Origin of the sequence: Gilliamella sp. (assembly GCF_024104075.1) — a bacterium.
Taxonomy (GTDB): domain Bacteria; phylum Pseudomonadota; class Gammaproteobacteria; order Enterobacterales; family Orbaceae; genus Gilliamella; species Gilliamella bombi.
This window is the reverse complement of sequence record NZ_JAGGHR010000009.1, coordinates 19366-40085: the sequence shown is the minus strand read 5'-3', so window position 1 is coordinate 40085 and position 20720 is coordinate 19366. Positions and strand designations below refer to the sequence as shown.

The window sequence follows — 20720 nt, the reverse complement described above, 5'->3', positions numbered from 1 at the left end:
TTATCTCCTTTAAAGAATTTGACGTACTTCGTCAATACTAATTGAACCAAGTATTCCTAAATCAAGTAATACTTTATTATTAACTTTACTATTGATAACACCATATACTACTGAATAAGATAATGATGTTGATGATACTTTTTTCCCGTCATAACTTGCATTAACTGAAAAAGTATAACTGCCATCTAGTGCATTCGTTCCATCATTTAGCACACCATCCCAAGTGAAAGAACTAACGCCTGCTGGAATTGCGCCTAAATCAACTTCACGAACTACATTGCCATTTTCATCTTGAATAGTAATAATTACTGAGTCAGCTTCATGTACCAACTCAAAACCAAATGGCGTGGTAACGGTTTCTTCTTTTGAGTCTGAACTTTCAGATTCTGAGGTTGCAACTAAAATTTTATTGCCAGGAACCATCACTCCCTTGCCAATCATATTACTGGCATTGACTGATAAACTATCATCAATCTGACCAGAAACCATTCCTAACGTTGTATTAAGACGTTCTATACCTGCTAAAGTATTGATTTGAGCTAGCTGTGATGTTAGCTGACTATTATCCATTGGATTAGTTGGATCTTGGTTCTTCATTTGTGCAATTAATAACGTTAAGAAATTATCTTGTAATTCTTTACTTGAGTTACCATCAGATGCCGTTTTTTGTGTCGTTTGAGGTTTTGTTATCCCCGATGATTCTGAAACAAGAACATTAGCTATACCCATCAACCACTCCTTTTTATTGCCCTAATGCCAGTGTTTTTAACATTAAATTTTTGGCGGTATTAATTACTTCTATATTTGCTTGATAACTTCGTGATGCTGAAATGGTATTAACCATTTCGGCAACCACATCGACATTAGGTTTCTGAATATATCCTTTAGCATCGGCCAATGGATGATTAGGTTCATAAACCAAATTCATTGGTGAAGGATCTTCAATAACTTGTGACACTTTAACCCCTGCAATTGGGTTAAGTTCACCATTATCATCCACTTGAAAAATAACCTGCTTAGCTCGATAAGCTTTGCCTGAAGTACTGGTAATACTGTCTGCGTTAGCTAAATTACTAGCACTTACATTCATTCGTTGTGTTTGTGCCAATAATGCCGAGCCTGAAATTGCAAAAATAGAAAAACTCATCATGATTATCCTTGCTGTAATACCGCCATAATATTTTTAAATTTTTCACCTAAAAACGTTAAATTACTTTGGTAGTGAATACTATTATCAATAAAAGCTGTACGTTCTTGATCCATCTCGACCGTATTACCATCTGCTGCAGCCTGATAAGGTATACGATAAAGTACATCATGATTTGTCATGATTGGTGCTTTTATCTGAATATGATGATTTGAAGTGATATTAAGCCCAACGTTATTAATCTTATTCTGATTGTTAAGTGCTTTGCTTAACTCAGCATTAAAATCAATATCTCGAGCCTGATAGTTAGGCGTATCGCTATTTGCAATATTTGCAGCTAATATATTTTGTCGTATTTCACGTATATTTAATGCTTGCTGATGAAAATTAACCCATGTATCTAATTTATCAAACATAAAATCATCTCATTTTTTTTGATAATGAGAATTTTAAGCGAATAAAAAAAAAGTTATTGCGCAAATAACGATAAAAATTGCCCTTATTTCAAGATTCATTTCTTGCAATCATAAAGTAAAATCAGCTTATGAATAATTTAGAATAAATAAGCATGATTAAAATCGCAAAATTGATACTCGCTATTTTTATACTATTTAGTTGGAATACTGTTTTAGCAAATTCGCTTGATAAACAGATTAACAATTTAATATCACAGCAATTTGGTCATAAAGCGGACGACATTTTAATTACTTATCTTACTGCTAAACCGCAATTAAATTGTAAGACTCCAACACTCTCTTTATTAAATAAAAAAAAACAGTGGGGCAACATGACTATCAGTGCCCAATGCAATAATAAAAAAAATTTTATCCAGATTAATGTTGCTGTCAAAGGGAACTATATTGTAGCTAAACAAGCAATAAGTGCAGGGACGGTAATCAACGAAGATTATATACAGATACAATCAGGTTGGTTGGATAAACTACCTTCGACTGTTATTTTGGATAGAGTTGACGCAATTAATCATATAGCTTTACGAAATATTAATTTGGGTGAACCAATAAAAACAATAATGCTTCAAAAAAATTGGCAGGTGAAAGCAGGACAAATAATTAAAGTAATAATAAATGGAGAAGGTTATGAGATAACAACTAATGGCAAAACACTTAACAATGCTATATTAAACGATAAAATAAAAGTTAAACTAAATTCTGATAAAATTGTTGAAGGCACGTTAACTCACCAAGGTGTAATAATTTTCAATAAATAATATTAATGATTTTTTTATTATTGCCGATAATAAAATTATACAAATCACTTAAATCTTAAATTTGATTAAAGGTATTTTATGACTATAGATGCAACTAAATCCGTTACAGCCATAACAGGGCTAGTAAGCCGCGATGTAATTAACGAACAACAAAATACTCACAATGCATCTGTACAAACTAAAAACAATACTAATGTAAGTACTAACGTGAGTATAAATCAAAATTCAATACACCTTTTACATTCAACCAACAAAGATATCGATGTAGAAAAAATTGAAAAAATAAAACAGTCCATATCCAACGGAACATTGGTTATTGATACACATAAAATTGCAGATAAATTAATTAAACAATTACTAGAAGATTTTTAAAAATAAGACAGAATTATAAGGATAAAAAATGTTAGCACTTAATGACATCCTAAATAAAATAGCTGAGATGTTACAAACAATTTCAGAAATTCTACAATCAGAGCAAAAAATATTAATTGAAAATAGTTCAACAAACCAGTTAAGTGAAACTATTAACAAAAAAAGCCAATTACTAATTCAACTAAAGCTACTGGATGAAGAACGCATAAAACTAAGTGAACAATTTAATATTCAACCACCCTATAAAGAAAATCCTACAATCGAAGCTCTTTGGCTATCAATTACTGATACAACAAAATTATTAGCAGATATAAATCGTGATAATGGGCTAATTATTCAAAACCGCATGAATCTAACCCAGCAATCAATCAACTATCTTAAAAGTATTAAAAGTCCTGCTGTTTATACTAATAGTGGCTATCAACAAACTGAAATTATTTCGTCAAAACGAGCCAAAGTTTAAATAATTAATATTTATTGACGGTAAACGCCATAAATACCCCCTAAAATGCCCTCTTATTAAGCCAACAACCCAGTAGTAATTAGTTCATACTGTTAGTATTGTAAATCTTTATTAAACTATAGCGTTTTATTTAACTTCATCATGGCTGACGATAGTGATCTAGATAAAAGCGAACACCCCACCGATAGCAAAATAAAAAAAGCTAGAGAAAAAGGGCAGATCCCTCGTTCTCGTGAATTAACTTCGTTATTAATTTTGTTAATAGGTATTATTTTATTTGGATTAATGGGATCACACTTAGTTAACCAGTTAACTACGATCATTAAAACAGCAATGAAGTTTTCGTATAAAATAGAGGATGATAAGTTAATCGTCTTCAATTTAGTTAACTTATTAACCGATGGTTTTTGGGCAATTGTACCCATTTTTTTTAGTCTAGTTATCGTTGCTATATTTGCACCACTTTGTGTTGGCGGTTTACTATTTAGCCTGCAATCAATTAAGCCTAATTTTCAAAAACTAAATCCGATATCTGGATTTGGTAGAATATTTAGTATTAGAGTTTTTTCTGAATTACTAAAAAGCATACTTAAAGTTATTTTTATTTCTATAGCTTCAACATTGTTTGTAATGCACCATTTTCCCCACATGCTTTCGTTACCCAATATGCATTTAAATAGCGCATTAACTAAAGCAATACAGCTAGTGATTCTTTGTGGAATTTTTAGTGTTATATCTTTAATACCCATGGTTGGTTTTGATATTTTCTATCAAATATGGAGTAATTTAAAGAAACTGAAAATGACAAAACAAGAAATTAAAGATGAATTTAAAGAACAAGAGGGAAACCCACAAATCAAAGGGCGCATTCGTCAAATGCAACAGACTATTGCTAGACGCCGTATGATGAAAGATGTACCTAAAGCCAATGTGATTATTACCAACCCAACGCATTATGCCGTCGCTCTGCAATATGATGAAAAAACAATGATTGCTCCAAAATTATTAGCAAAAGGAACAAATAAAATTGCATTACGCATCAAAGAAATTGCTAATGAACATAATATCCCCCAGTTAGAAGCACCACCACTTGCCCGTGCTTTATACCGTCATGGTGAAATAGGCGAAACAATACCAACCGAATTATATACCGCGGTTGCCCAAATTCTAGCGTGGGTTTATCAATTGAAACATTGGTATAAATATGGTGGCGATAAACCAATAGCGCCAAATAATTTACCCATACCTGAGTCATTATCCGTAAATAAATAAAGGTAATAACTAGTCTTATGATTAAATCTAAACTACTTAATTTATTATCAACCAATACATTAAAAAATGGGCATTATCAAGTCTTAGCTGGACCATTGCTAATTTTATTGATTCTTTCGATGATGGTATTACCACTACCTGCATTTATTTTGGATCTGTTTTTTACTTTTAATATTACATTATCAATTATCATCTTGATAGTAGCATTGTTTACTAAAAGAGTGCTTGATTTTGCAGCATTCCCGACCGTTTTATTATTTGCAACTTTATTAAGATTATCGTTAAACGTTGCTTCTACGCGGGTCGTTTTATTAAAAGGTCACACTGGTAGTGCTGCTGCTGGGCGGGTTATTGAGGCTTTTGGACACTTTTTGGTTGGTGGTAATTTTGCTATTGGTATTGTGGTATTTATTATTTTAGTCATTATCAACTTTATGGTCATCACCAAAGGAGCAGGTAGAATAGCTGAAGTGGGCGCACGCTTTGCGTTAGATGGCATGCCCGGAAAACAAATGGCTATTGATGCTGATCTGAATGCGGGTTTAATTGGTGAAGATGAAGCTAAAGCCCGCCGAGCCGAAGTTTCTCAAGAAGCCGATTTTTATGGGTCAATGGATGGTGCCAGTAAATTTGTACGTGGTGATGCGATTGCGGGATTATTAATAATGGGTATAACCATTATTGGGGGGTTATTAGTTGGAGTTGTTCAACACGGTATGGCTTTTTCTGATGCTAGCGAAACCTACGTTTTACTAACTATTGGTGATGGTTTGGTAGCACAAATACCATCACTCATTATTTCAACCGCAGCTGGCGTTATTGTTACTCGAGTCACATCACAAGATAACATCAGTGATCAAATGATTACACAGCTTTTTAATAATCCACAAGTATTGATTTTAACAGCTGTCGTCATTGGTTTACTTGGACTAATTCCGGGTATGCCAAATTTAGTTTTTCTACTCTTTACTGTTATTTTATTAATCATATCTTGGTGGCTAACTAAACAGAAAAAGACTGAACAAAAAGTAGCACCCAAACAAGCTAATGTACAAGCAACCACGCCAGCTAATATAGAAGCAACATGGTCAGATGTTAATATTGAAGATATATTGGCAATGGAAGTTGGTTATGGACTAATTCCCATGGTAGATCAAACTCAAAATGGTGAGTTGTTAGGGCGAATTCGTAGTTTACGCAAAAAATTTGCTCAAACACTGGGTTTTTTACCACCTCAAGTTCATATAAGAGACAATCTTTCATTAGCACCTTATCAATATAAGATATTTATAAAAGGTGGTGAAATTGGCAAAGGTGAAATTGTTAATAATAAATGGTTAGCGATCAATCCCGGTAATGTAACTGAAACCATTGAGGGCATTCCAACAACCGAACCTGCCTTTGGATTACCAGCGATATGGATAGATGAAAGTAATAAAGAAAATGCACAAATATTGGGGTATACCGTTGTTGATACAAGTACCATGATTGCTACTCATTTTAATCATTTATTACAGCAATTTGCTAGCGACTTATTAGGACGTTTAGAAACTCAAGAACTGCTCGACAGAATAAAACAAGATATGCCGAAATTAGTGGAGGACTTTATTCCTGGTGTTGTTACACTAACCACATTTCATAAAATATTGCAAAACTTGATCGCTGAAAAAGTGTCAATCCGTGATATGCGTACCATTATTGAAACCATCTGTGAGTACGCACCAACCCAAAATGATGCTTATCAGCTACTAAGTATGGTAAGAATTGCTTTAGGAAGAGTCATCACACAACAATGGTTTCCTGGATCTGAGCCAATCAATGTAATAGGATTAAATATCAATTTAGAACGTTTGTTATTACAAGCACTCCAAAATACCAGCAATGTTGAACCAGGGCTAGCCGAACACATTGTCGAGCAAATTAAACAAGCCATTCATCAACAAGAAGCTATCGGTGCACCACCAGTGTTATTAGTGAACCATTCATTAAGACCTATGCTTTCACAATTTCTAAGACCAAACTTTCCTCAATTAGTGGTGCTATCGAATTTAGAAATCACCGATAATCGAGAGATAAAAATGAGCACGCAAATTGGCACAGAATAGTTACTTTATAATACTAATAATGAAGTGTTTCAGTTAATAAAAACTAGAAACACTCATTTCTAAATTACCTACACGGCATTGAAGTCTGCGATCCCTTTTATTGTTTTTACGTCATATTTCTAAACCGCCTACACGGCGGTAAACAATTTTATGATAGTTAAAGTATCAAAATAGGTGTTTCTAAATATTGGCCTCGGCGACCTAATGACTAAGAAATAAGAACTAAGGTTTAAGGTTTGAGACGCAAGCAACACCTGCTTCGGTTTTCGGGGGGCGGCTACCGATGCTGCCATCCTTCAAGTTCACAGTGAACTGCTCGTGCCCCGCCACATCGCTCGTCCAATAGTAGGTGTGAAGAAAGCCAGCACCATCACCAATACCACCAATGACGTAAATGAACAAGTGGCCCCACTCGGAAGAAAGACCTGCATCAATATGACGCATGTAATGATTACCTGGTGAAAATGGGCTGGCGCCTACAGGTGGAGGACTAATACCTGAACTAACCCCGTTAGTTAAATCCCTGATCCTTGGCATCTGGTAGCCTATACTATTACACCAAGATTGTGAATCAGGATTGGTGTACACACCAGTACCCCGGTTGACGAACCACTGCTTTAACCTGAATCCATACTTGATAACTGCATTACCACTACTATCTCGACCAACTAACTCAAAAGTCACTGGCAAAGCGGGATTAGGTATATTACCTGGAGAAGAAGAATTCCACTGCGATGAAGTGGCGGCAGGACCCGTTAATGTGACGCGCACGCTTGTACTAGAATTTGGTTTCATGGTAGCAGTAATATCACTATGAGTGACGGGAGACCAAGTTAACTGATTTGCATTTACACCATCTATATCTAAGTCAAAGTATAAGTTATTAGCGCCTGTAGTAGGAAAGTTTCTATGATAACCTGATGGGACTGTAGACTGGGTAAGGAAACCCTTAGCTGAATTCCAGATGTTTGATGGGCCATCGTACCCAGACCCAGAATTACCAAATGATAGATTAGGCCTCACAAAACAAACCACCGGCGTTGCCTTAGGGGTGATATAATAAGTTGCACTACTAGCACTAAAACTAAGACTACTAGGAACACCGTAACGCGTACTTAATGTTCCCTCTGAACTGGACAATGTGACTTTATATGGTGCATTACAAATCGTTAACGTGTCTTGTCGGTCGACGGCATTACCCGCTTTATTAACAATAGATAATGTTAAACTCCCTGTAGCGCTAATACCGCCACTACCTTGTCCATCTCCATCATCATCCCTCCAATAATTATATAGCGGACCAATAAGTGTACTTAATGTGACTGAACTTGTATTTGTTGGCACAAACATGCCTATGTGAGTGAAATTTATATTAGCATCTTGCAACTGAATGGGATTTGCTGCGCTAGATGTGTTAGAACTTGGTGTAACACGAATACCACTAGGCAACGTTATTGACAACAACTCGTCAACATTAGTCGCCCGAGTTCGACCTCCATCAAAAGTCAAATACGGCGCACTACCGTTGATAACACTAGTTGTTCGAGCCGTTAAAGCTTCGCTGCTGAAAACAGAGAACAACAATAACGCTGATGATAACACCGGCACGATCCGACGACAGGGCAAATTTGATCGCCAAGATGATCCGGCGAAAATTTTCGCTCCTAAAGCTCGGCGGAAAAATAAGAATTGACCAAGAAACGAATAACCGCACTCGCTATTGGCTATGTTTAAGTTATAGTTTGTCCAGGTGGACTGTGAAAAATTATAAGGCATCTGGAATTCCTTGTCAGTCTATTTTACTGTTTTATTTCACTTTCTGTTTTTTTGATCTTGTTTTGATCTCCCTGTACAAAAACTAACTCAGTACATTATTAAAAAGTATAAAATCACCAAAAAATTACCGCAACTTTTTTGTAAGCTTTTTTGTAAACTTTTCTAAACTTTTGTAAATTTTTGTAAAGGTCTAAACTACCACATTGGGTTTTCTTGTTTGCCGTAGTGATCTTGCTCAAACACTTCCTCATTACAATTCGGGAATGAGGCTCTTGGCTTAAACTTCAGCAAAAAACAAAGTTTTTTGCTAGTTTTACCCCTCAAAACGCCCTTTTCTTACCTTTTCTCTAATTGATTCGGTTGTTTTTTATTCTTGTGGTTATGTTAAAACCGATTACTCAGCGTTAAGGCTGGCTTAGTTAGTAATTCTAAATGTGTTATTTTTCTAAACCACCTACACGGCGGTAAACTATCAACGACAACGATTAAGAGAATTGGCAAATTTCTAAACCACCTACACGGCGGTAAACAGGTAAACCGATTGACATAACTGAGGGACGTTTTTCTAAACCACCTACACGGCGGTAAACATGGTCGAATAAAAAATTAAAACACTCGCACTTTTCTAAACCGCCTACACGGCGGTAAACAAAAATGTCAATTAAAAAACGTGGCGACGTCTTTTCTAAACCGCCTACACGGCGGTAAACCTTGCATAGAAATGCGTTGGGTGGTTTCGATTTTTCTAAACCGCCTACACGGCGGTAAACTAGAAGCCAATATACTATAATTCCATTTAGCAAAAGGCAAACAGGATTTTTTCTGTCAAAAACCCTTTTTTACAAGATATTATTAACCTTTTGTTTTTATTGATTTTAATTTATTTAAAAAAAAAGGGTTAGCTAAATTTTATATTTTGAGGCAATTTTTAAATTGTATTTTCAAAAAATCCATCTAGTGAATTGATTTTATTTTAAATGTGAAATATTACTACCTAGATTATTTTTCTCACTATAAAAAATATGCTTTATTGCCAATAAACAATAATAAAATTACAATAATTTCACTTTAAACCACTTAAAGCAAAAAACATGATTACTTACCACGATGCTACATTAGAAGATTTACCATTTATTGTTGATGTTTATAATTCAACAATTGCTGGTCGACAAGTTACTGCCGATACAGTACCTGTTTCTGTTGAAAGTCGATTGGAATGGTTTTACCAGCATAACCCTAACAATCGTCCACTTTGGTTAATTAAATATCAAGATAAACCTTGTGGTTGGATTAGTTTATCTTCGTTTTATGGTCGCCCCGCTTTTTATAAAACCGTTGAGATTAGCTTATATCTTCATCAAGATTTTCGTGGCAAAAAAATTGGTCAATTTATGGTGGATAAAATTGAACAATTTGCTAAACAGGCTGGAATTGAGGCAATTTTTAGCTATGTGTTTCGACATAACTTACCTAGTGTTAATTTATTTAAAAAAATGCAGTATCAACAATGGGGACTTCTTCCAAAAATTGCTGAATTAGATAATGTTCAGCGTGATTTAGTGATATTAGGTAAACGGTTAGATTAACTGACCTCTATCGATAAAATTTACCTATTCAAAAGGATTTTTAATGAGCACCTTTAATGATATTAAATATTACGCTAGTCAATCTAAAATCACCACAACGCTAGTAGTAATCAATATTCTGTGTTTTTTTGCATTTCGGCTAGTTGATAGCCGTGGGTTTTCGCCATTATATGAAAATCATTTTTTGATTGATTGGGGAGCCGATGTTGCGGAGTTAACTTTTTCTGGCCAATATTGGCGCATGTTTACTAATTTATTTATGCATGTCAGTTTTACTCATTTAGCTATGAATATGCTGGCATTATGGAGCATTGGTCCTATTTTAGAACAGCGCATTCCTTGCCTTGCTTTTGTTGGCATTTACTTTTTTTCAGGGCTAGTAGGAAGCTTATCAAGCGATATTGCCACCATCAATCAAAATGTGATTAGCTGTGGTGCCTCGGGTGCTATTTTGGGTATTATTACCGCATTGTTGGCTTATTGTTTGGTGTTTAAAACCAATATACAAGAAATGCCAGTCAAAGCAATGCTGGTGAGTTTAGTATTAACTGCTGGGTTAGGGTTATTGCCATCTATCGATAATATGGCGCATATTGGTGGTGCTTGTGCTGGTTTTGTACTTGGTGGGGTTGTTTCGTTATGTATTAAAATGTTCAAATACCCAAGTAAGTTAACTCTGCTTATTATTGGTCTTGTATTTATTGTGACTGCATTGGGGATCTATGTGCAATATATGCACTATGCTTTACCTAATGGTTATTATGTCTATTATTAATAATAAAAAGGCGCTGATTATCATTAAACAGCGCCTTATTTATACAAAAGCTATTTAAAAGCTATTTAAAATCCGTGCAGGCTCAATCTTACAAGCACGTTTAGCTGGATAATAGCTAGCAATTAAGCTAAGTAACATGGCGGTTATAAACACTATCACCACATCAAATAGATGAATTTCGGATGGTAAAAAATCGATAAAATAGATATTGCTATTTAAGATTTTATGCCCCATTAATGACTCAATAAAGCCCATGATGTTAGAAAGTTGCCATGACAATATTACGCCTAAAATAACTCCAATTAGACTGCCAATTAACCCTGAAATCACCCCATACCATATAAAAATATGTTTGATTAAACGATTAGTTGCGCCTAGGGTCTTTAATATGGCAATATCACGCTGTTTATCTTTTACGGCAATGACTAAAGTGGATACAATATTAAAACAAGCCACGCCAATGACCACAATCATGGCCAGATACATGATTTGCCTAATCATTTGAATATCACGATACATAAAGCCAAACGTCTGTTCCCAGCTATTAAATAACAGATCTTCGTCAAGCCTTAATGCTGCTTGACCAATAAGGTTATTGGATTGATAAACGTCTTTTACATTTACCATAATACCTGTAACGCTATCGCCCATATTTAGTAATTTCTGTGCATCTGTTAATGGAATTATTGCCATATTATTACTCAAGCTGCCACTTAATTCTAAAATCCCTACTACTTGCAAACGGACTCTTTTAGGTGGTTTGAGTTGATTTGGACTACTCGAAACAGGAATTAATAAAGAAACCCATCCCCCTTCACTCACTGATAAATTTTTAGCAAGCCCAGCACCAATAATAATTTGTTGACTATCGGGCTTAAAATCTTGCCATTTTTTATTCAGTACATAATTCGGTAGTGAACTAAATTGCATTTCTTGTTCAGGGTCAAGACCTTGTACTTGTACTGCACCAAGCTTACTACCGTTTTCAATCAATCCAGTAAAATTAACAAATGGCAAGGCTGATACAATATTATTATTGTTTTTAAGTTCTTGTTGAACGTGTTGCCAATTATCTAAATTGCCGTATTTGGGATAGAATTGTCCATGTGGCACTACCGATAACACTCGATTGTGTAATTCACGTTCAAAGCCATTCATGGCACTTAAACCAATAATTAATGCCGCAATACCAATAGCAATGCTGAGTGTTGAGATAATCGAAATTAACGACACCATACCACTTTTACGACGCCCTTTTCGAAATTTTATGGCGGTAATTAAAGATAAATTCATATTAATTATCCATTAATTGTTATCTGATGATGCGCTATCAGAAAGTTGACCATCTCTCATCACCATTTGTTTATCAAGTTTATTGGCAAGCTCAAGATCATGTGTAACAACCAAAAACGCGGTTCCGTGTTCACGATTTAATTTAATCAGTAGCTCAAAAATAGAATCGGCTGTTGATTTATCAAGGTTACCCGTTGGCTCATCAGCCATTACTAAAGCGGGGTTATTAATTAATGCACGCCCTATTGCCACTCGTTGGCGTTCTCCACCAGAAAGCTCGGAAGGGCGATGATTTGCTCGTTTGACTAAATTAACCGACTCTAGCATTGCCATAGCCCGTTTTTTAGCTTCGTTGGGTAAAACGCCGCCAATTAATAGTGGCATGGCTACATTTTCAAGCGCGGTAAAGTCAGGCAATAGGTGGTGAAATTGGTAAACAAAGCCAATTTCTTGATTACGTAGACGTGCCTTTTCTTGTTCAGATAATTGATTTAACTGATGTGATTTAAAAATAATTTCGCCAGATGTGGGATTATCTAAGCCACCAAGCAAATGCAATAAAGTGCTTTTACCTGATCCTGAACTACCTATAATGGCGAGTAATGATTGTGAATGAATATCAAACGAGACATTTTTTAAAACCTCGGTCACCATTTTGCCTTCGTTATAAGTTTTATAAAGATTTTTGGCACTTAGTAATATTTGTGAATTATTCATAACGTAAAGCCTCGGCAGGTTGAATATTGGCTGCACGATATGCAGGATAAAGTGTTGAAATTAGCGATAACATAAGCAATCCAATAATAATTAAAATAATTTGCGATGGTTCAACCAATGAAGGTAGCAAGATACCAGCTAAAGATAAACCTAACAATTGCATGATTTCGTTTAAGTTAATAGCAAGTAGCAGTCCTAAGGCGCTACCTAATAACGTGCCAATTATTCCTGAACTTGCACCTTGAATAATAAAAATTAACATAATTTTAAAGCGAGACAGACCTTGTGTTTTTAAAATAGCGACTTCGCCTTGCTTTTCCATCACCAGCAAGCTTAATGAAGTAATAATGTTAAAAGCCGCAACAATCACAATCAGGCTAATAAGTAATCCCATGACATTTTTTTCCATTTTAATGGCTTGAAATAATTCACCGCGTTTAGCTCGCCAATCTTTAAAGACTAATCCTTCAGGTAATGGGGTATTGGTTATCGAGGCAATATCCAGTGGTTTATCTAAAAATAGACGCCAACTGCTAATCATATTAGGAGGATAACGTAATAAGTTTCTAGCGTCAGATTGATTGACATAAATAAGCGTTTGATTGATATCGTGGTTAACCGTAAACAGTCCTACAATATTAAATAAACGCTGGGAAGGTATACGTCCAACTGGGGTAATTTGACTTGCATCTGTTACCATTAAACGTATTTTATCGCCAACGGTTACACCTAATTGATTAGCTAACGTTTGCCCTATGATAACATTGTACTGCCCTGCTTGAAGATCTAAGAGCGATCCACTATAGATATAATCATTAATAGGATCATCATCTTCTGGGTTAATGCCCATTAGTGTGCTTACAGTGATACTTTGCTCACTTTGCAAAACCACATCACTCGACACCAAAGAACTAATACGATTAACACCTTGAATCTGATTAAATTGCTCACGAGTAATGACCTTAGGATCTATCCTACCTTGTGGTGTTGTGATCTGGGCTTGAGGTAAAAACTTTAAAATACTACTTTGCATCTGATCTTCAAGCCCGTTCATGACTGATAAGACCACAATTAGACCAATTGAACCTAACATAATCCCAATCATCGACAACCATGATACAAAGCGACCAAACCCATCCGTTTTTTGCCCGTATACATAGCGCAAACCAATAAAAAATACTAATGGACGAAATATTTTTGACATAAACGTATATATTACCTGAAACTTTTTTACAAAGTTTTGCTAGTTAAATGCAAGGTGCTTATCATACAGGATTAAACAGTTATAGAAAACAACCTCATACTTACGTTATAATCTGACAATAAATTTTCAGCGACATCAACGAACTCATCATGTCTAAAACAGTTAATATTTCAAACTTAATTCCTCAAAAATCAGGTGAAGTAAAGCAAATTGGGCAGCTAGTTGGCTCTTCCTTATCACAATTTTGCGCTCAAGCTATAGATGCACATGAAGGTATAGTTGTGATTGTCACTGATGATATGCAACAAACTTCGCGCATTCATGAAGAACTAAAGCAGTTTACATCCTTCCCTTCTATTATCTTTCCAGATTGGGAAACATTGCCTTATGACAGCTTTTCTCCTCATCAAGATATCGTATCAGAACGCTTATCTTGCCTTTATCATCTTGGACATTTAACCAAAGGGGCGTTAATTTTACCCATTAATACCTTAATGCAAAAAGTCTGCCCACAAAGTTATTTGGGTGGACATGTTTTTATGATGAAAAAAGGCTTACAAATTAGCCGAGAACATTTACGCCTTCAACTTGAAAATGCTGGCTATCGTTCAGTCAGCCAAGTTATGGAGCATGGCGAATATGCTACTCGTGGAGCACTTTTTGATATCTACCCCATGGGCAGTGATAAGCCTTATCGCATCGATTTTTTTGATGATGAAATCGACAGTATCCGTACTTTTGATGTCGAAACTCAACGTACCTTTGGTGAAATTGCTGAAATACAATTGCTACCAGCCCATGAGTTTCCTTTCGATAAAACAGCTATTGAGTTGTTTCGTAGTCAATGGCGAGAACAATTTGAGGTTAGATTAGACTCAGAAAGCATCTATCAACAAGTTAGTAAAAATATTTTGCCAACCGGTATTGAATATTGGCAAGCACTGTTTTTTAACGAACCATTAACACCTCTATTTTCTTATTTTTTAACAAATAGCTTAATTATCAATACAGTTAATATTGAGCAATATGCTAACAAATATTGGCAAGATATTACCCAACGTTATGAAAGTCGCAAAGTCGATCCTATGCGACCATTACTTGCACCAAATGTTATTTGGTCTAAAACTGACGAGATTTTTGCCAATTTCAAAAACTACCCAAGAATGGTTTTATCGCATGCAATAACGACTGAATCAAATAAAAACGTTAATTTGCCTTATGTAGTATTACCTAATATTGCTATTGAGATCCAACAAAAAGATCCTTATTTGCAATTTCAAAAATTTGTTGAAAATTTTGCAGGAACAATCATCTTTTCGGTTGAATCAGAAGGACGCAAAGAGGCTTTACAAGAAATTCTTGGACGAATTCGTATTCATCCCACTACCATCAATTTACTTGATGAACGAAAAAACAGTGATAGCCGATTTTATTTAATCGTTGGAGCTAGTGAACAAGGCTTTATCAATCAGCAAGATAATTTTGCCTTTATTACTGAAAATGAGCTATTAGGACGACGAGTAGTTCGTCGTAAAAAAGAAAATAAACAAGCTATCAATACTGATTCACTTATTCGTAGTTTAGCTGAGCTAACACCCGGCAAACCCGTTGTCCATTTAGAACATGGCGTTGGTCGATATGCAGGACTTACCACATTAGAAACAGGTGGGATTACGGCTGAATATCTTATTCTATTATATGCCAATGATACCAAGCTTTATGTTCCTGTTTCATCATTAAATCTAATTAGCCGTTATTCTGGTGGCGATGAAGAGAACGCACCACTCAATAAATTAGGTACTGATGCTTGGAGTAAAGCACGGCAAAAAGCGGCCGAAAAAGTACGAGATGTTGCAGCTGAATTATTAGATATTTACGCTGAACGTGAAAGTAAACCCGGATTTGAATTTAAACAAGACCGAGAGCAGTATGAACTATTTTGCCAAGGGTTTCCTTATCAAGAAACTGATGATCAACAAAATGCCATTGGGGCAGTAATTGGCGATATGTGCTCTCCTTATGCCATGGATAGATTAGTCTGTGGTGATGTTGGATTTGGTAAAACAGAAGTAGCGATCCGAGCTGCTTTTTTAGCTGTTATTAATCATAAACAAACAGCAGTTTTAGTTCCTACAACTTTACTTGCAGAACAACATTACGAAAGCTTTTGTGATCGCTTTGCAAACTGGCCAATTCGCATAGAAAGCCTGTCTCGATTCAAAACCGCCAAACAACAAAAAAGTATTATAGAAGCTCTTGGTGAAGGCAAAATTGATATTGTAATTGGCACACATAAATTGTTACAAGAAGATATCAAATGGAAAGATTTAGGCTTGTTGATTGTTGATGAAGAACATCGTTTTGGCGTCCGCCAAAAAGAACGAATTAAAGCAATGCGAGCAAACATTGATATTCTAACACTAACCGCAACGCCAATTCCAAGAACCCTCAACATGGCAATGAGTGGTATGCGGGATCTTTCTATTATTGCGACTCCTCCAGCTCGCCGTTTAGCAGTGAAAACCTTTGTTAGAGAATATGATGATCTCGTGATTAGAGAAGCCATTTTGCGTGAAATTTTACGTGGTGGTCAGATTTATTACTTACACAATGATATTTCTGATATCGAAAAAGTAAGCGAAAAACTGGCAGAGCTGGTGCCCGAAGCACGCATTACCATTGGACATGGGCAAATGCATGAACGCGATTTAGAACGTGTGATGAATGACTTTCATCATCAACGTTTTAACATACTTGTTTGTACAACCATTGTTGAAACTGGTATCGACATTCCTAATGCCAATACCATTATCATTGATCGTGCCGATAAATTTGGTTTAGCCCAGTTACATCAGCTCAGAGGACGAGTTGGACGTTCTTATCATCAGGCTTACGCTTATCTATTAACCCCACACCCTAAATTACTCACTAAAGATGCCAAAAAACGCCTAGAAGCAATTGCCTCACTTGAAGATTTAGGTGCAGGTTTTGCTCTAGCCACACACGATCTTGAAATTCGGGGTGCAGGCGAGCTATTGGGTAGTGATCAAAGTGGGCAAATTGAAACTATTGGTTTTAACCTTTATATTGAGCTACTTGATGAGGCCGTCAAATCACTAAAAGAAGGCAAAGAGCCAACACTTGAATCATTAATCAATAATCAACAAACAGAAATTGAGTTACGCTTACCAACACTTATTCCTGATGATTTTATTCCCGATGTTAATACACGTTTATCACTATATAAACGTATTGCGAGTATCACCGATCTTATCGAACTCACCGATATTCAAGTTGAAATGCGTGATCGTTTTGGTAAATTGCCCGATGCAGTGCTTTTTTTACTAGAAACTACCAAAATCCGTTATCACGCAACTCAATTAGGCATTACTAAGATTGAATTTGGTGAAAAAGGCGGTTATATTGAATTCGGTAATAATAATAAGGTGTCAGTCGATTACTTAATTGAAATAATTCAAAAAGAACCAAAAAATTATCGCTTAGAAAGTTCAAATCGATTAAAATTACAAAAATCAGAATTGCAACGAATCGATCGCATTGAATATATTAAAAATTTGTTGTCTGATTTTGCAAGTCATCAAGAATGATAACTATAATTACAATAAACGACTAAGAGAGCCACAATGAAAAAAAGCACACTTACTATAGGAATAATTGCTGTATTAGGTATGGCTTATGCAGGTACATCATGGTACAGCGGTAATATGATTGAAGAGCATATTGATGACCAATTAGCACTAATCACAAACAAAGTTAACCTGTCCCAAGATCTTTTCACATTTTCCGTTACTAAAAACCATTATGACAAAGGTATTTTTTCAACAAAAGTACATCTAACAGTGACCGTATCACCACGTGAATCGACTATTCAAGGTAGTTATCCAAAAAACTTATTTGATGACGATGTCACTATCCATCATGGTCCTTTTCCTATTGCTGCGCTTGCAAAAGGGACTTTTTCCCCACAATTGGCTTGGTTACAATATGAAATGAGTCAACAAGCAAATCCAACACTTTGGAAACTAGCGGGCAATCGACCGTTTATTAGTGGACATACAAGCGTGAGTTATGACGAATATATTACCGTTAAACTAGCAAGCAAAGCGATTAAAATGACCCAAGCAGAAATCCCTGCCATTGATGATAGTATCTTGGATATTAGCCATGGCAGCTATACATTTAGTTGCTATGCCGATGGTTCTGACGGCAAGGCTAAAGTGCATCTGGATAAATTGTTTTTTCTTTCTGACGGTAATAATTTTAACTTTGATGACATTAATATGTCATTAAGACCACTTAACACCATAGAAGACTTCGATTATGAATTTAACATTAGAAAGGTTAAATACAATTTTGATAGCTATCTTTCAAAAGGGAATTTTAATATTGACAACTTAAAATCAAAAGGTCGTGCTAACTACAAAAATCGAAATATTGATGAGCAAAGCAGTATTGATAAAATTACATTAAATTTCAAATCATCCACTCCGAAAAACGAATCAGTGATTATTGACAAAATTGTGATGAGTCAAAAAAATATCTTAAATGACAGCAATAATACAATTGAAGGTTCGCTTGTAAGTCGTATTGGTTCGATTATTTATGGTCAACAAAATCTAGGTAGTGGATCATTTGATATTAACTTCAAAGGGGTTGGTAGACAATTTTTCGATCCTCACTTTGAAACAACTGATCCTGACATAAGTGAGAGCGACAAACACAATATTGAATTTTCGTTAAATAAATTGAATTGGCACAATGCTAGTGGCGACATTAATGTTAACTTATTGTTTAATATATCAGAAATAAATAGCTCAAATACTGATGTAGAAAACTATGACAAAATAAATACACTTAAATTCAATCTCGAAGCTCCGTTTGATGTTTTAGCTAGTTTGTCCGCACAAATCCAAAACCCTAACACTAAGCAAGTTACATCAGAACAAATTGCAAAAGAAAGCGCTGTAATAAAAAACAATGCCAAAATGTTTTTTAGTAGATCACCATTTTTTATCTTTAATAAAGATCAAACAGAAGGTATCTATTCTAATGTGGAGTATACAAAAGGCAATCAAAGCGTAAAGGTAAATGGACAATTACTAGATAAAAAAGATTTTTTTGGAAATTTCTAATTTATTTTAGCGACACTAAAAAAATTATAAAATGTTTCAATGATATTGGTTAATTTGGCGATTATTTTAGATTCAAGCGTAGTAGTTAACAATATATGCACCATAATATGCTAGGGTACTTATTTAAACTTGTATAGGTGCATTTTACAAAAAATCAAAAAACTATCGCCTAGAAAGCTCAAATCGATTAAAATTATAACAACTAGGATTACAATTAATTTATCACTTTGAATATATTAAAAGTTTGCTGGTTGATTTTATAAATCATCAGGAATGATAATTTAAAATATAATAAATAACTAAGAGAACTATAATGAAAAAAACCACACTTGCTATAGGAATATTTGCTGTATTAGGGGTTGCTTACGTAGGCACTGCATGGCATACAGGCAACATGATCGAAAATAACATCGATAATGAATTGGTACAAATTACAAACAAAATTAATCAAACTCAAAACGATTTCACGTTTAATATTATAAAAAGTAATTATGAAAAGAATATCTTTTCAACTAAATTGCATTTAACTATTACAGCATCACTCCAAAATGCTACAGGCGACGATGCTCAACCAAAAACCTTATTTTCTGATGATATTACTATTCATCATGGTCCATTCCCTATCGCTGCACTCGCCAAAGGAAGTTTTGCGCCTAAAATGGCTTGGTTAGAATATGAAATGAGCGAAAAAACTAATCCGACACTTTGGAAGCTAGCGGGCAATCAGCCTTTTATTACAGGACATGCAGGTATAAGTTATGGTGAATATATCACCGTTAAACTAGCAAGCAAAGCAATAAAAGTTACCCAAAATGAAGTTCCATTCTTTCCAAGAATTGATAGTGCATTAGAACTTGGTGAAGGCAAGTACACCTTTGGTAGTTATACTACTGGCTCTGACATATCAACTAAAATTGAAATTGATAAAATTTTATTAACCTACCCTGCATCATTTAATTCAAAACCAGTTTCGGTTGTTATTAATAAATTCGTTATGGACGAAAAAAATGTCCTAAATGACGTCACCAATACTGTCGATGGATCATTTTCAAGTAGTGTAGATTCAATTATTTATGGACAACAAAATCTAGGTTATGGCTCGATAGATATTGATTTTAAAGGACTTGATAAGCATCTATTCACTAATCAATTGGGAATAGGTTATCCTGACTCAGATGATACAGAACAAAAGCATTATATTAATTTTTCGTTAAATAAATTGAATTGGCACAATCCTGCAGGCGATATTAATCTTAACCTAATTTTCAGTATGTCTGATGTAGATAGTACAGCTATTGATGAAGCTGATTACGATAAAATTGACTCACTAAAATTAAAACTTGAAGCACCATTTGATGTATTAGCGTATACGTCCGCACAGATCGAAAATCCTAACTCTAACACGGTAACACCAGAACAAATTGCTAAAGCAAATCAAAACCTACAAATGATGTCCGCATTTTTCATTAGTAGCTCTCAATATTTTACTTCAAGCAATGGTAAAACCAAAGGTATCTATTCTGATATAAGCCTAACCAAAGATAGTGATGAAGTTAACGTAAATGGTAAAAAAGTAACAAAAGAAGAATTCTTTGAACAATTATAATTAGCTAATTTATTATTCAAATT

17 protein-coding genes and 1 CRISPR repeat array are annotated in these 20720 nt (G+C 34.9%); of the genes, 10 read left to right on the top strand and 7 right to left on the bottom strand.

From position 1 onward, the window contains the following. Positions 1–9: 9 nt before the first annotated feature. The 3 genes from J6569_RS04245 to flgB are packed head-to-tail and all read right to left on the bottom strand — an operon-like array spanning position 10 to position 1563. Complete coding sequence (locus J6569_RS04245; protein ID WP_034909450.1) at positions 10–729, bottom strand: flagellar hook assembly protein FlgD; 720 nt, start codon at positions 727–729, stop codon at positions 10–12. Positions 730–742: 13 nt separating this feature from the next. Beyond that, on the bottom strand, positions 743–1150 hold the full coding sequence (gene flgC, locus J6569_RS04240) for a flagellar basal body rod protein FlgC (protein WP_034909448.1): 408 nt from the start codon (positions 1148–1150) through the stop codon (positions 743–745). Positions 1151–1152: 2 nt separating this feature from the next. Then, positions 1153–1563 (bottom strand): flagellar basal body rod protein FlgB, encoded by a 411-nt coding sequence (gene flgB, locus J6569_RS04235; protein ID WP_034909444.1) that lies wholly within the window; start codon positions 1561–1563, stop codon positions 1153–1155. A 152-nt stretch (positions 1564–1715) separates the two neighbouring features. On the opposite strand from flgB, the gene flgA reads away from it, so the two are divergent. The 5 genes from flgA (at position 1716) to flhA (ending at position 6587) form a co-directional block, all read left to right on the top strand. Continuing rightward, positions 1716–2375 (top strand): flagellar basal body P-ring formation chaperone FlgA, encoded by a 660-nt coding sequence (flgA, locus tag J6569_RS04230; protein WP_296317762.1) that lies wholly within the window; start codon positions 1716–1718, stop codon positions 2373–2375. Positions 2376–2453: 78 nt separating this feature from the next. Next, positions 2454–2747 carry a flagellar biosynthesis anti-sigma factor FlgM gene (gene flgM / locus J6569_RS04225; protein ID WP_296302133.1) on the top strand — a complete coding sequence of 98 codons (294 nt, stop codon included), beginning with the start codon at positions 2454–2456 and terminating at the stop codon, positions 2745–2747. Between the two features lie 28 nt (positions 2748–2775). After that, positions 2776–3210: a flagellar export chaperone FlgN gene (gene flgN, locus J6569_RS04220; protein ID WP_034909433.1), complete on the top strand. Its 435-nt coding sequence runs from the start codon at positions 2776–2778 to the stop codon at positions 3208–3210. A gap of 141 nt (positions 3211–3351) precedes the next feature. Then, positions 3352–4482 (top strand): flagellar biosynthesis protein FlhB, encoded by a 1131-nt coding sequence (gene flhB, locus J6569_RS04215; protein WP_296317761.1) that lies wholly within the window; start codon positions 3352–3354, stop codon positions 4480–4482. A 17-nt stretch (positions 4483–4499) separates the two neighbouring features. Beyond that, positions 4500–6587 carry a flagellar biosynthesis protein FlhA gene (gene flhA, locus J6569_RS04210; RefSeq protein ID WP_296317759.1) on the top strand — a complete coding sequence of 696 codons (2088 nt, stop codon included), beginning with the start codon at positions 4500–4502 and terminating at the stop codon, positions 6585–6587. A gap of 222 nt (positions 6588–6809) precedes the next feature. Here the strand turns inward: flhA and J6569_RS04205 are convergent, their stop codons facing one another. Next, a complete protein-coding gene (locus J6569_RS04205; RefSeq protein WP_296317757.1) occupies positions 6810–8189 on the bottom strand; it encodes a hypothetical protein in 1380 nt (459 codons plus the stop codon). Between the two features lie 615 nt (positions 8190–8804). Continuing rightward, positions 8805–9133: direct repeats of the CRISPR family, unit length 29 nt; unit sequence TTTTCTAAACCGCCTACACGGCGGTAAAC. Positions 9134–9454: 321 nt separating this feature from the next. Here J6569_RS04205 and J6569_RS04200 point away from each other — a divergent pair. Further along, the gene (locus J6569_RS04200) at positions 9455–9949 is read left to right on the top strand and encodes a GNAT family N-acetyltransferase (RefSeq protein WP_085163926.1); all 495 of its coding nucleotides are present in this window, start codon (positions 9455–9457) and stop codon (positions 9947–9949) included. Positions 9950–9992: 43 nt separating this feature from the next. Then, positions 9993–10724, top strand: a complete 732-nt coding sequence (locus J6569_RS04195) for a rhomboid family intramembrane serine protease (protein ID WP_065609006.1) — start codon at positions 9993–9995, stop codon at positions 10722–10724. Positions 10725–10778: 54 nt separating this feature from the next. Here J6569_RS04195 and lolE read toward each other — a convergent pair whose 3' ends face one another. The 3 genes from lolE to lolC are packed head-to-tail and all read right to left on the bottom strand — an operon-like array spanning position 10779 to position 13929. Beyond that, a complete protein-coding gene (gene lolE / locus J6569_RS04190) occupies positions 10779–12023 on the bottom strand; it encodes a lipoprotein-releasing ABC transporter permease subunit LolE (RefSeq protein WP_366941241.1) in 1245 nt (414 codons plus the stop codon). A gap of 6 nt (positions 12024–12029) precedes the next feature. Beyond that, a complete protein-coding gene (gene lolD, locus J6569_RS04185) occupies positions 12030–12734 on the bottom strand; it encodes a lipoprotein-releasing ABC transporter ATP-binding protein LolD (RefSeq protein WP_296301139.1) in 705 nt (234 codons plus the stop codon). Further along, positions 12727–13929, bottom strand: coding sequence for a lipoprotein-releasing ABC transporter permease subunit LolC (gene lolC, locus J6569_RS04180; RefSeq protein WP_366940463.1), 1203 nt, complete (start codon positions 13927–13929; stop codon positions 12727–12729). Before lolC ends, lolD begins: the two co-directional genes overlap by 8 nt. A 158-nt stretch (positions 13930–14087) precedes the next feature. Between lolC and mfd the strand changes: the two genes are divergently transcribed. The 3 genes from mfd (at position 14088) to J6569_RS04165 (ending at position 20697) form a co-directional block, all read left to right on the top strand. Next, positions 14088–17546, top strand: coding sequence for a transcription-repair coupling factor (mfd, locus tag J6569_RS04175; protein ID WP_296317749.1), 3459 nt, complete (start codon positions 14088–14090; stop codon positions 17544–17546). A 36-nt stretch (positions 17547–17582) separates the two neighbouring features. Next, positions 17583–19091, top strand: a complete 1509-nt coding sequence (locus J6569_RS04170) for a YdgA family protein (RefSeq protein WP_296317747.1) — start codon at positions 17583–17585, stop codon at positions 19089–19091. 313 nt (positions 19092–19404) lie between these two features. Then, positions 19405–20697 (top strand): DUF945 family protein, encoded by a 1293-nt coding sequence (locus tag J6569_RS04165; RefSeq protein ID WP_296317746.1) that lies wholly within the window; start codon positions 19405–19407, stop codon positions 20695–20697. The last annotated feature ends 23 nt before the right edge of the window (positions 20698–20720 follow it).